At 54.2% G+C, this 12,298-nt stretch carries 13 protein-coding genes and 1 tRNA gene; 11 read left to right on the forward strand and 3 right to left on the reverse strand.

From position 1 onward, the window contains the following. Positions 1-337: 337 nt before the first annotated feature. Positions 338-1,084 carry a copper homeostasis protein CutC gene (locus tag H8527_RS01400; RefSeq protein ID WP_187544988.1) on the forward strand — a complete coding sequence of 249 codons (747 nt, stop codon included), beginning with the start codon at positions 338-340 and terminating at the stop codon, positions 1,082-1,084. A 61-nt stretch (positions 1,085-1,145) separates the two neighbouring features. Continuing rightward, positions 1,146-1,220 (forward strand) — tRNA-Val (locus tag H8527_RS01405). Between the two features lie 111 nt (positions 1,221-1,331). Here the strand turns inward: H8527_RS01405 and H8527_RS01410 are convergent. Both H8527_RS01410 and murF read right to left on the reverse strand, forming a co-directional pair. Continuing rightward, positions 1,332-1,850 carry an N-acetyltransferase gene (locus H8527_RS01410; protein WP_187544989.1) on the reverse strand — a complete coding sequence of 173 codons (519 nt, stop codon included), beginning with the start codon at positions 1,848-1,850 and terminating at the stop codon, positions 1,332-1,334. Between the two features lie 50 nt (positions 1,851-1,900). Next, positions 1,901-3,238, reverse strand: coding sequence for a UDP-N-acetylmuramoyl-tripeptide--D-alanyl-D-alanine ligase (gene murF, locus H8527_RS01415; protein ID WP_187544991.1), 1,338 nt, complete (start codon positions 3,236-3,238; stop codon positions 1,901-1,903). Positions 3,239-3,361: 123 nt separating this feature from the next. On the opposite strand from murF, the gene folP reads away from it, so the two are divergent. From folP to H8527_RS01455, 8 genes are all read left to right on the forward strand, one after another. Beyond that, entirely contained in the window at positions 3,362-4,222 is an 861-nt protein-coding gene (folP, locus tag H8527_RS01420; RefSeq protein ID WP_187544993.1) for a dihydropteroate synthase, read from the forward strand. A 53-nt stretch (positions 4,223-4,275) separates the two neighbouring features. Beyond that, the gene (gene cdaA / locus H8527_RS01425; RefSeq protein WP_187544995.1) at positions 4,276-5,046 is read left to right on the forward strand and encodes a diadenylate cyclase CdaA; all 771 of its coding nucleotides are present in this window, start codon (positions 4,276-4,278) and stop codon (positions 5,044-5,046) included. 81 nt (positions 5,047-5,127) lie between these two features. After that, positions 5,128-5,832 (forward strand): phosphatidylserine decarboxylase family protein, encoded by a 705-nt coding sequence (locus H8527_RS01430; protein WP_187544996.1) that lies wholly within the window; start codon positions 5,128-5,130, stop codon positions 5,830-5,832. Positions 5,833-6,311: 479 nt separating this feature from the next. Then, positions 6,312-7,055, forward strand: coding sequence for a phosphatidylcholine/phosphatidylserine synthase (locus tag H8527_RS01435; RefSeq protein ID WP_187544998.1), 744 nt, complete (start codon positions 6,312-6,314; stop codon positions 7,053-7,055). 102 nt (positions 7,056-7,157) lie between these two features. Next, on the forward strand, positions 7,158-7,439 hold the full coding sequence (locus H8527_RS01440) for a DUF4834 family protein (protein WP_187545000.1): 282 nt from the start codon (positions 7,158-7,160) through the stop codon (positions 7,437-7,439). A gap of 44 nt (positions 7,440-7,483) precedes the next feature. After that, positions 7,484-8,377, forward strand: coding sequence for a helix-turn-helix domain-containing protein (locus tag H8527_RS09990; protein WP_187545001.1), 894 nt, complete (start codon positions 7,484-7,486; stop codon positions 8,375-8,377). 75 nt (positions 8,378-8,452) lie between these two features. After that, positions 8,453-8,683, forward strand: coding sequence for a hypothetical protein (locus H8527_RS01450; RefSeq protein WP_187545003.1), 231 nt, complete (start codon positions 8,453-8,455; stop codon positions 8,681-8,683). 73 nt (positions 8,684-8,756) lie between these two features. Continuing rightward, positions 8,757-9,638, forward strand: coding sequence for an MBL fold metallo-hydrolase (locus H8527_RS01455; protein WP_187545005.1), 882 nt, complete (start codon positions 8,757-8,759; stop codon positions 9,636-9,638). A gap of 77 nt (positions 9,639-9,715) precedes the next feature. On the opposite strand, the gene H8527_RS01460 is transcribed toward H8527_RS01455, so the two are convergent. Next, the gene (locus H8527_RS01460) at positions 9,716-10,945 is read right to left on the reverse strand and encodes a porin (protein WP_222935074.1); all 1,230 of its coding nucleotides are present in this window, start codon (positions 10,943-10,945) and stop codon (positions 9,716-9,718) included. 187 nt (positions 10,946-11,132) lie between these two features. Between H8527_RS01460 and H8527_RS01465 the strand changes: the two genes are divergently transcribed. Then, positions 11,133-12,107, forward strand: a complete 975-nt coding sequence (locus H8527_RS01465) for an ROK family protein (RefSeq protein WP_187545008.1) — start codon at positions 11,133-11,135, stop codon at positions 12,105-12,107. Positions 12,108-12,298 lie beyond the last annotated feature (191 nt).

Consider the following 12,298-nt stretch of genomic DNA (forward strand, 5'->3'; position numbering starts at 1 on the left):
GGAAACAGATGGCCTGAACGGCTGTTTACGGAAAGAAGAGCGCTTGCGCGCTTAATTTTGGCGCGAAAATACGAAAAAAACGGCTGTTTCTCCTCTCTTTTCCTGGGTAATTCCTATCTTTGCTCAGAAAATTGTTCGTTTCTAAACGGAAAAACTTCCTTAAGTGAGACGCAATCTATAAACCAAACTTTGAATTACATAAACCAAACCTTGGTTTATAGATTTCCTTTGAGAAAACCAACTTTTTCACTCAGCCCGACAAGAATTGCCCTAAGGACAGTGTTGTGGCGAGAAGGAACACCGACTTAAGAAACATAAAAACAGCAATAATAACAGTATGGCCTTATTAGAAGTATGCTGCGGCACGTTGGAAAGTGCCCAAAATGCGCTGGCAGGCGGTGCCGGTCGTATCGAACTTTGTGCTGCACTCGACGAAGGAGGGCTCACCCCGAGCTACGGCTTGATGCACGCCGTTGCGCATCTGAAAGGCATCGGCAAGCACGTCCTCATCCGCCCCCGGGGAGGGGATTTCCTCTATTCGGAAGCGGAAGTGAACCTGATGCTCGAGGACATCGCTTTGGTGCGTCGTTTAGGACTGGACGGCGTTGTTGTGGGGGCTTTGCTTCCGGATGGAGACATCGATGTGCCGACGATGCGACGTCTGATGGCGGCAGCGGGAGATTTGTCGGTGACTTTCCACCGCGCTTTCGATCTGTGTCGCGACAAGGGTGCAGCGCTCGAAAGGTTGGTTGAGTTGGGCGTGAATCGCGTGCTCACCTCTGGAGGCGCTCCCACGGCCTGGGCAGGACGAGACACCCTGCGCCATCTTGTGGAGCAAGCAGCAGGCCGCATCGGCATTCTTCCCGGCGCGGGCGTCACCCCCGAAAATGCAGCGGACATCTTGCGCGCTACCGGGGCTTGCGAAATCCACGCTTCCTTGCGCGTTCCGCTGCGCAGCAAGATGCGGTATCAGCAGCAGGGCGTCACCATGGGCGCTGCCGATCGCGATGAATTTGAACGAAAAGAGACCTCGACAGAAAAAGTTGAAGCCCTTTTGAAAGAAATTTCCTCAATCGCTTGGTAGTTTCAAAAAAAGGCCGTACTTTTGCATCGCATTTGAGAGGAACACATCTCGCAAGCAAAACGGGCGCTTAGCTCAGCTGGTTCAGAGCGTCTGCCTTACAAGCAGAGGGTCGGGGGTTCGAATCCCTCAGCGCCCACAAAATAGCATCATTTCAAGAGATTGAAATGATGCTTTTTTCTTTTTGCATTTTTGTTTTCTCTTTCCCATCGACCTCTGCCTGCCAGGGCGCTCTGTTCAGATGGTTTTCTCACCCCAACACCTTCTCGTAGGCCATACGCTGCCCTTGCGGATAAGAGATTTCTCCGCAATAGACAAACCCTTGTTTTTCAAAGAGTCGCTGCATGCGCTCATTGTCGTAGTTGGTGTCCGCCTTAAAACTGCACACGCCTTTGGAGCGGCTCAGCGCTTCCACCTCCTGCACAAAGCGCATCCCGATGTGACGACCTCGTTCGCTTCCGACCACGGCAAGACGATGGAGCACCACGTAGGGCTGCTCCGTCAGCCAGTGGCCTTGCAGCGCCGCGTAGGCTGGTTCGCCATCAAACATCACTGCGCCATAAGCCACAAGGCGTCCCTCTCGAAACAATCCATAGGCACAGCCACCTCTGATGTCCGCCTCGATGTGCTCACTCGTGGGATAAGCCTCGCTCCATTGGCGCTTCCTCTCCCGAAGCATCTGCTGCTTGGCCTCCTCGATGATTTTCACCGCCTCATCAAGATGCGCGAGGGTCAATTTGCTAAAAATGTATTCTACAGTTGTAGTCATAGCGGACACTAAGAAATAGCATAAACAGGTGTTCAGCGACAGGGGTAGCCTTACAATTTATCCGGCAACTGGAACAAGCGCGTGCCGTTCGAGCCTTTAATGAGGATAAGACAATCCGTGAGGGGATGGGCTTGCAGTTCGGCTTCGACGGCCTCCACATTGTCGAAGTGCACGAAGCGCGTTGTGCAGGCTTGTGGAAATGCCTTGGGGTGGGCAGCGAAGAATGGACCCACGAGCCACACCCTTTCGCAACCGGCAGTAGCAGCGAGTTGCGCCACCTCTTCGTGTGCCGCTTCGGAAGCCGCCCCCAGTTCGCGCATATCACCGAGAATCATCATCTTGTGGGGGTCGGAGATGTGGCGGAAGTTTTCAATCGCGGCATGCATGGAGGAGAGATTGGCATTGTAGGCATCCACCACCAGGCGGTTGCGAGCCGTCTTGCGGAATTCCGATCGGCTGTTGCTCGGACGATAGTGACGCAGGGCATGGTCTATCTGCTCGGCCGGCACGTCAAAGCGCAGACCGATGGCGATGGCTGCCAAGGCGTTCTTCAAGTTATAGGCCCCAATCAGTTGTGTCTCCACCTCGTGCAATGCTCCGGTGGCTTGCTGCCAACGCAAAGTGAGGAAAGGCGCACAATCCACCACCTCACCGCGCACATCCCCCTCGCCCGCCATTTCGGAGTAGGTGCAACCGGCCAAATCGCGGCCCAGCGGGGCAAGATAGGGGTTGTCGAGGTCGAGCAGGATGAAAGGCTGTTCAGCACCCGCCGCCTCACGACGCCGACGGATGTGCGCATAGAGTTCGGTTTTCGTGCGCACCACCCCTTCAAACGAACCGAAGCCTTCCAAGTGGGCTTTGCCGACATTGGTGATCAGCCCACAATCGGGGTAGACGATGTCGCTCAGCATCGCAATCTCTCCGGGATGGTTGGCGCCCGTTTCCACCACCGCGATGTCGTGGGCCGCCGTGAGGCGCAGCAGGGTGAGCGGCACACCGATGTGGTTGTTCAGGTTGCCTTGGGTGTAAAGCACATTGTACTTTTCGGCCAACACCGCCGCCGCCAGCTCCTTGGTCGTCGTCTTGCCGTTGGTTCCCGTGATTTGCACGATGGGCGTACCGAGTTGTCGGCGATGATGGTGGGCCAATTGTTGGAGCGTGGTGAGCACATCCTCCACCCACAGGCATCGCGTATCGGCAGCCGCCACCTCGGCATCGTCCACCACGGCATAAGCGCAACCGGCCGCCAAAGCCTGAGCGGCAAATTGATTACCGTCGAACGTAGCCCCTTTGAGGGCAAAGAAAATGCTGCCTTCGGGGCAGTGTCGGGTATCGGTGGTCACCACAGCGTGGCGTTTGAAGATTTCGTAGAGTTCTTGAAGTTCCATAAATAAATGGGGTGTTATTTTCCTTGCAAAATTAGCGTTTACTTCCCAAAAAGCGAAAAAAGCCGGACATTTATTTTGTATTTCTGCCTGCAAAAACTACCTTTGCAGGAAATACGCAATACAATGCCACAATCTCCAGCTCCCTTCACCCTCAATTTAGGCGGACGCCTCTTCACGCTCGACCGCCCGGTGGTGATGGGTATCCTCAACGTCACCCCCGATTCCTTCTACGAGGGTTCGCGCACGCCCTCTTCTCAACCCGAGGCCATCCGTCGCCGTGTCCGCCAGATTGTGGACGAAGGCGGGCAAATGATAGACATCGGAGCCTACTCCACCCGACCGGGAGCGAGCGAAGTGTCGCCCCTCGAAGAAATGGAGCGTCTGGAAAGCGCCTTACAGGTGGTGCACGAAGAGGCTCCGGAAGCCATCATCTCCATCGACACCTTTCGGGCCGATGTGGCTCAAAGTTGCGTGGAGCAACTGGGGGCGCACCTTATCAACGACATTTCGGGCGGCGACCTCGACAAGGGGATGTTCCGCACGGTGGCGCGCCTCGGTGTACCCTACGTCTTGATGCACATGCAGGGCACTCCAGGCACGATGCAGGTGGCACCCCACTACGACAATGTGGTGGCCGAAGTGCTGGAACATTTGGCGCGCCGCGTCCAAAAATTGCGCGACTGCGGCGGCAAAGACATCATCATCGACCCCGGATTTGGGTTTGGCAAAACGCTGGAACACAACTATCGTCTCATGGAGCGCCTCGAAGACTTCCACGAATTGGAACTGCCGCTGCTGGTGGGCATCAGCCGGAAGTCGATGATCTATCGTCTGCTCGACACCTCCCCCCAAGAGGCGCTCAACGGCACCACCGTGCTCAACACCATCGCCCTGCTCCGTGGTGCACACATCCTCCGTGTTCACGATGTGAAATCCGCGGTGGAGGCGTGCCGCATTGTCGAAAAGATGCGGGAGGAGAATTGACCTTTTGCCCCCCTGAATTGCACAAGTCTAAAAGACCTACTTACCTATGATTTATGATTGAAGTTGGCATCAAGGATATTATCGACATCGTCTTGGTGGCGTTGCTCCTTTTCTACATCTACAAACTCATGCGCGAGTCCAGTTCGGCCAACATCTTCGGCGGTGTACTGATTTTCGTGCTGGTTTGGATTTTTGTGTCGAAGGTGTTTGAGATGCGCTTGCTCGGCGGCATCTTCGACACCCTCATCAACGTCGGTTCGCTGGCACTCATCATCCTGTTTCAAGAGGAGATCCGACAATTCTTTTCCTCCATCGGCACGCAGCGCGCCTCGCGAGTGTTCCATTGGCTGCACCGCCATCGCGAGGGCAACATCCACCGCGAGGACATCATGCCCATCGTCATGGCCTGTATGAGCATGGGCAAACAGAAAATCGGGGCCCTCATTGTCGTGGAGCGCGACATGAACCTCAACGACATCTCCAAGACCGGTGAAATCATCGATGCCACCATCTCCCAGCGCCTCATCGAAAACATCTTTTTCAAGAACTCTCCCCTCCACGATGGTGCCATGGTGGTGAGCAAAAAGCGCATCAAAGCCGCGGGGTGCATCCTCCCCGTCTCTCACGACAACGCTATCCCGAAATCCCTCGGTCTGCGCCACCGTGCGGCCTTGGGCATTTCTCAAAAATGCGACTGTATGGCCATCATCGTGAGCGAAGAAACGGGCGGCATCTCCATTGCTCAAAATGGGCAATTTGCCCTCAAACTTTCGGCCGAGCAACTGGAAAGCCGGCTCACGGCCCTCATGGAGCGAATGGATTAGCGTCAAAAGGCATTCTACAACCCATTTTTTTGCCCATTTGCCAAGAATTATGTATTTTTGCAGTCATATTGTAATCAGTTTATGACAAAACTCAATAACGTAAAACCACATCGTTTGCACAACGAAGGCACGCCCACACTCATCGTGGGGGGCGTTGTTTTGTTGGCCTATATCGTGTTGGGCTATTGGCTGTTGGCCGATTTCTGCCTCCCTCTCTACGTCGGCGTACTGACTGTTCTGCTGATCGTCTATGGCATCATTGTCAACTTCTTCCGCTGCCCCATCCGCATCTTCTCCGGAGAGACGGAAAACGTGGTCGTCGCTCCCGCTGATGGGCGCGTTGTGGTCATCGAAGAGGTCGAAGAAAATGAATATTTCCACGACCGCCGCTTGATGATTTCGGTGTTCATGTCCGTCACCAACGTCCACGCCAACTGGTTTCCGGTGGAAGGACAAGTCAAACTCGTGCGCCATCACAACGGCAACTTCCACAAGGCTTGGCTGCCCAAGGCAAGCGTTGAGAATGAGCGCAGCACCGTGGTGATAGAGACTCCTTCCGGCCACGATGTACTGGTGCGCCAGGTGGCGGGCGCTGTGGCGCGCCGCATCGTCACCTACGCCGTAGAAGACCAACCTTGCTGCATCGACAATCACTTGGGCTTCATCAAGTTTGGTTCACGCGTAGACGTCTATCTCCCCATCGACAGCGAGGTGCACGTTGAGCTGGGACAAGCCTCCACCGGCAACGAGACCGTCTTGGCCCACCTCAAGCCCAAGCACCCCTAATTGTAGACTTCACGCCACGTAGTCTCTTCCCTTCGCGCGCGTATACACTATATAGTGCACGTTTTTTGCCTTCACTCCTTCACCCATGAGGGTAATCACCGGAAAATCAAGCATTTGAAGGTGAAGGCAAAAACTTGATTTGGATTCACTCATCTCTATTTTCATCTAAAATAGAACCAGATGTTCCCTCACGGCATCCCCCGGACATCCCCCACATTCCGGCACCGGTGAAGGCAGTGAAGGCAAAAATAAACGTTTTGCAGTAAGTGCGCGCAGGCGCATACGCGCGTGAAGTCCCTCTCTCCCCCTCGTCTTCCTCGCCCTCCCATTCCGTGATTTCTACCTCAGAGGTAGTTTTGCGTACCTCAGAGGCAGACGAAACTACCTCTGAGTTTTTTCAACGAGGGAGGGTTGCGTTTTCGCCTCTTGTTTTTTCAAGACCTTCCCTTTCCGGCTCTCCTTTTTCAACCTATCCTTTTATGAAACGTCACATTCCCAACGCCTTGACCTGTTGCAATCTGCTCTGCGGATGTTTGGCAATGGGGGCCGCCTGCTACCAAATGCTCGACTACGCCATGGGCTTCATCGTGCTCGGAGCAGTATTTGATTTTTTCGACGGCTTTGCAGCACGCTTGCTCCATGTTTCCAGTCCTATCGGCAAGGAGCTGGACTCGTTGGCCGATGTCGTGACCTTTGGTGCTGCCCCGGCAGCGATGGTGGTCAATCTGCTCTGGTTCGTGGGAGGCCATATTCCCACCAGCGACAGTGGCTATGACTGGATTTCCTACTGCTCGCTCACGGCTTTGCTCATCGCTGCCTTCTCGGCTTTGCGCTTGGCAAAATTCAATTTAGACACCCGGCAGACCACTTCTTTCATCGGGCTGCCCACGCCTGCCAATGCTTTGTTTTGGGGTGGTTTGGCGGTGTACCTCACCGACCACCTGTTCTCCCTCACTCCTACACAAGCCATGGCGATTTACTTTGCGTTGCTGCTTTTGGTCGCCGTTTTCTGCGGATTACTGGTGAGCGAAATTCCGATGTTTGCCCTGAAATTCAAGCACTTTGCTTGGAAGGGAAATGAGGTGCGGTATCTTTTTCTGCTCTCCTGTATCGTGCTGTTGGGGGGTGCTTTTGCGCTGGGTGCCGGTGTCCTGGGCGTCTCCCTCTGCATTCTGCTCTACATCCTCGTGTCGATAGGGGTGCACAGATTTACGTCAAAATAGGCAGAAACACACTTTTGGCACACTTCTTGCTTCATTCTTGATGACCGCTCCTCAGTGGAGAGAGACATCTACTTTTTTTGTGCCACCCTCAATCCCTTCCGTATGAAACTCTTAGGTTGCTTAGGCCTGCTCCTCTTCGGCGGCATTTTAGTGATTGCCGTCTTCTTAAGAAGCCTCTACGACTTTGCATTGACCGCATTGGGCCTCAAGCCCTCTTCATCTCAAACAGCCGGCCAACAAGGCCAAACTCCCCATCACCACTCCTCCCGGCACGACACCTCATCAGTGCGTGGCACGGCTGCCAATGGGCACACCGGCCAGCAAAAAGAAAAAATCTTTGAGAAGAGCGACAACGAATATGTCGACTTCGTCGATTTGCCCTAACTTTCTGATTCCCTTTTCACCTTCCCACAAAAAACTCTGTCCACGTGCCCGTTGTCTACCTCAACCGCCACACCTCCTGCCCCCTCTACATCGGTTCGACCCCGTTGGGTTTCGGTCTCATCCAGGCCGAAACCGGTTTTCGCGGGCATTTCAATCCGCATTTGTCCACCATTCTGCTCGTGCTGGAAGGTCGTCTGCGCATCTCGGGGCCGAACATCGGAACGCAGGTGGTGGACAAGAACGAAATGTACATCGTCCCCTTAGGGACAGAACACGAAGTCACGGCCATAGAGCCTACGCGCGCCCTTCGGCTCTACCTGATAGGCAACAAACTGGAGTTTTGCGGGCGGGTGATGAACGAAGAACTCATCTTGCGGGCGAAGACCAAGCGCAACAAGCCCACCACCCTGCCGCTGCTTCCCGTGGTGCGAAAATTTGCCGACCTGATGGTCGCCTACATCCAAGACGGTCTTTTGTGCTGCGACATTCACCAGCTGAAACAGCAGGAATTTGCCTCCATTTTGCAAGCCTACTACAAGAAGATTGTACTGTCGAAATTCCTTGTGCCGCTCTATCTCACGTCCAATTCTTTCATGGAGGAAGTGCTGACCATGGCGGCCGAATTGCTGACGGTGGACGAGATGGCCGCTCGTCTGGACATGCCGCGCTCGGAGTTTGTGCACTTGTTTGCGCTCCACTTCAAAGAGCCCCACGGCAAATGGCTGACACGCAACAAGGCCGGTGCCCTCTATAAGACTCTGCGCAACAGTTCGCTGTCTCTGTCCGAGATTGCACGTTTGCTCCGTTTCTCCTCTCAGCAGCACATGAACACGTTTTGCCGCGTGCATTTAGGTTGCACCCCGCGCCAAGTCATTGATGGTTTTGTGCCGGACGCCTTTGCAGAAAAGGAGGAGGAGAACGTTCACAACGAACTCTGACTACCCATCCAGCTACCTGTTCACTCATCCACCGACATAACATTTGAATAATACTTTAATTGCAATCCTCCCTACATGACACAAGACGAGAAGTGGCAAATGCAGTATGATCAGGTGAAGACCTTTATGGAGGTCAATCACCGCCGTCCCTCTAAGTATAAACCGGAAGAACTTCGGTTGTTCAACTGGTTCAAACACACCAAGAAAATGATTGCCAAAGGGGATTATCATCCCGACAGGATTGAAAAATTTGCTCTACTCGTAGAGATGGCGCTAAAATATCGCCGGAAGAATCAATACGAATAGTGAGCTGCCGTGGAAACCCCGTTCTTCCTCCAAAGAGTAGGAAAATAGGCATCGTCACTTATCACTCCACCACATGAAACTCTACTTTCTCGGCACCGGAACTTCTTCGGGCGTACCCCAGATGGGATGCCATTGCTCGGTGTGTCGTTCGGCCGACCCACACGACGAGCGCACGCGCACTTCCGCCCTCATCGAAACCGACGACCATCAGCTCATCCTCATCGACTGTGGTCCGGACTTTCGGCAGCAGATGCTCCGTTTTTTGGAGGCACACCCCTATGCGCCCGACACGACCCTGCCCTACCACTACCAAAACGTGGCCGAGATGACCGACGAGCAGGCCAAAGCCGCAGGACTGCACGAAGCACCGCGCTATGACTATGCCCTTCCCGCGATTGATGCAGTGCTGATGACGCACGAACATTTCGACCACGTCGGCGGTTTGGACGATTTACGGCCGTTTTCGATTTTTCAACCCATCGAGATTTGCGCCGAAGCGAGGGTGGCTGCCCCTATCCTCCGCAACATGTTCTACTGCTTCCGAGAGAAGCGCTATCCGGGCTCGCCCCACTTGGTGATGCGTGAGATTTCGCCTGACACTCCTTTCAGCATCGGCACTACGCAGATTGTCCCCATTCGCGTGATGCACGGGAAGCTCCCCATCGTGGGCTATCGCATCGGCGACTTGGCCTACCTCACCGACATGAGTACGCTGCCCGACACAGAGCGCCACAAATTGGCCGGCGTGCGCACAATGGTGGTCAACGCTTTGCGCCACGAAGCTCATCCCACCCACCAGAACCTGCAAGAAGCCATCGCGTTCGCCCGAAGTGTCGGTGCGGCACACACCTACTTTGTGCATATGAGCCATGGAGCCGGCACACAGGCCGAAGCCGACCGCACGCTCCCCCACGGAATGACCTATGCCTACGATGGGCTGGAAATAGACCTATAAAAATTTCCCCACTTCCTCGTGCAACTTTATCTTGCACAGAGAAGTGGGGAGATTTTGTCTTCGGATGGGTGCTTTCCTCAGAAGCGGGCGGTGGCCTGAACGTCGAAGACGTTGTAGCGGCGGTCGGCTCCGGAAGTCGCCGCCGAGCGGTCGTAGGTGTGGGTGTAGTTGAACTGCATCATGAAGTGTGTGTTGAACCAATAGGAAGCGCTCAGCCCCCAGTCCGTTTTGAGGCTGTTCCACGTGCGGGCATTGTCGCGGTAGCAATCCCAACGCCCATAGACCTTCAGGCCGGGCACGGCCTTGATGTTGCCTCCGGCCATAGCATACCAACCATCGCTGCGGTTGGAGGCGTCCAATATGGCTCGCGCGGCGGCAGGAGTGGCAGCTTTCATGGCCGCTTCAGTGGCGGCATAGGTAGCCCCAACGCTGTGGACATATTCGCCACGAAACATCCAATCGGCCTCGTAGCTCAAGCCCAAGCCATAGCGTTTGCGATTGACACTGACGGCCGTGTTTTTCTCATCGGTGGAGCGGCCATCCCATCCAAAGGCCGCAATGCGCAGGTTTTTCACCGGGCTGATCCAAAGTCCTCCCACGAGATCTTTGTGATTGTTGTAATCTTTGTGGTTGCCGCCCTGTCCGTTGAACACTCCGACATGATAGTGAAGAAGGGTGTGCCCATCGGCCATCGGAAGGAGGTCGCCGTTGAGCTGTACGCCCAAATCGCGACACCCTGTCGGGCGCTCGCCGAGACGATCGGTGAGTCCTTGTAGTTTGGTGGCTACTTGCGAAAAACTTCCCATCTCAAGTTTGATGGGGGCAATGGGGCTGTCGAAACCGAAGGCGCGATTGAACTGTCCGAATTTGAGACGCACAAACTTGAACTTCTCCCACTGCAGATAGGCATCATGAATGCGCGGTCCACGATCGATGCCGGGCGCACCGGCCATCTCAAACTGAACAAAATAAGCCAAGTTTTGCCAGGCCTGCCCATTGACAATCAGACGCAAATAGCGCGTTTCAAAACTACTATGAGCGGCAAGACCTTTCTGATCACTATAAGCGTAGCGCCCCGTAACATAGCCACTAAATTTGACGGTGGGCTGAAACTCTCCCAGGGCCTTGGGGGCAAACTGCGCGAGAGAGGTGGCAGGGGACGAGCTGTTGCGCGCATCCGGAGCGGGCGAAATCTCTTCTGCGGAGTCGGAGGAGATAGAGGATGCCGACGACACCATATTATCATTGCCCCATAGACTGCTTGTGTAAAGCAAAAGGCTGGAAAGAAAAAGAGTTTTTTGATTCATACGAGGATTCATGCGAAATAATTTTATGTGGTTTATCTTCTGCAAAATTAGAAAAAAAACGCAAAGTGAGGGCGAGAAAGCGCGAAAATGAAAAGTCTATCTTCAAAAAAGTCATCAAACCCTCGGTAAATTCAATTTTTCTATTTATTTTTGCAGCAAATACAAACCTTTATTCTATCAAGTAAGCATGGAAATGGAAGAAATCCTCGACAAGCCCTATGTGATTGGTTTAGACATGGGCGGCACAAATTCAGTATTCGGTATTGTAGACCAGCGCGGCACAATTCTTGCGCAAACGGCCATCAAGACCAAAGCCTACCCCGATGTGAAAGACTATGTGGCAGCAGCTGTTGAAGCCCTGCAACCCGCCCTTGACGTGGTGGGCGGCATTGAGAAAGTGCGCGGTATGGGCATCGGCGCTCCCAATGGAAACTTTTATAATGGCACCATTGAGTATGCCGCCAATCTCATTTGGCAGGGCGTGGTGCCGATTGCCGAACTCTTTGAAGAAGCGTTGGGTGTCCCTTGTCGCGTCACCAACGACGCCAATGCCGCCGCAATGGGCGAAATGACCTATGGCGTAGCTCGCGGTATGAAAAACTTCATCATGATTACCCTCGGCACCGGTGTGGGCTCGGGCATCGTAGTGGATGGACACATCGTCTATGGTTCAGACGGCTTTGCCGGCGAATTGGGGCACTTTGTGGTGGACCACTCCGAAGCCGGACGCCAATGCGGTTGCGGACGCCACGGCTGCTTGGAGACCTACTGCTCGGCAACGGGTGTGGCACGTACGGCACGCGAAATCCTCTCGCGCAGCGATGACCCCTCTCCTTTGCGAGAACTCGACCCCGAAAGCATCACCTCGTTTGATGTGTTCCAAGCGGCAGAAAAAGGCGACAAGTTGGCCCGTGAGATTTTTGAATATACCGGTGAGCTCCTCGGCCGCAGTTGTGCCGACTTTGCGACGTTCAACACACCAGAAGCGTTTGTCTTCTTCGGTGGTTTGGCCAAAGCGGGCGACTACATCATGGAACCCATCCGTCGCGCCTATGACAAGCATGTGCTGAGCATCTTCAAAGGCAAAGCCAAACTCTTGGTATCGACCCTCAAAGGCGCAGAAGCCGCGGTGCTCGGTGCTTCGGCTCTCGGCTGGGAGTAGCCCCCGGCTTTCACTCTGAAAAAATACAGAGGCAGGCTTCGGAAGCATCGTTGCTCCCGAAGCCTGCACTTTTTTGTCGTCCCTCTTCTGCCTGCGACTAAGATTGAGACGTAAGACGGCTACGGTGAATCTTGAGTATCCTTTATAGCGACAAACATGAAATGCGAGTTCGGTTCTCGTACTGAATACGG

Origin of the sequence: Alloprevotella sp. Lung230 (assembly GCF_014385435.1) — a bacterium.
Lineage (GTDB): Bacteria > Bacteroidota > Bacteroidia > Bacteroidales > Bacteroidaceae > Alloprevotella.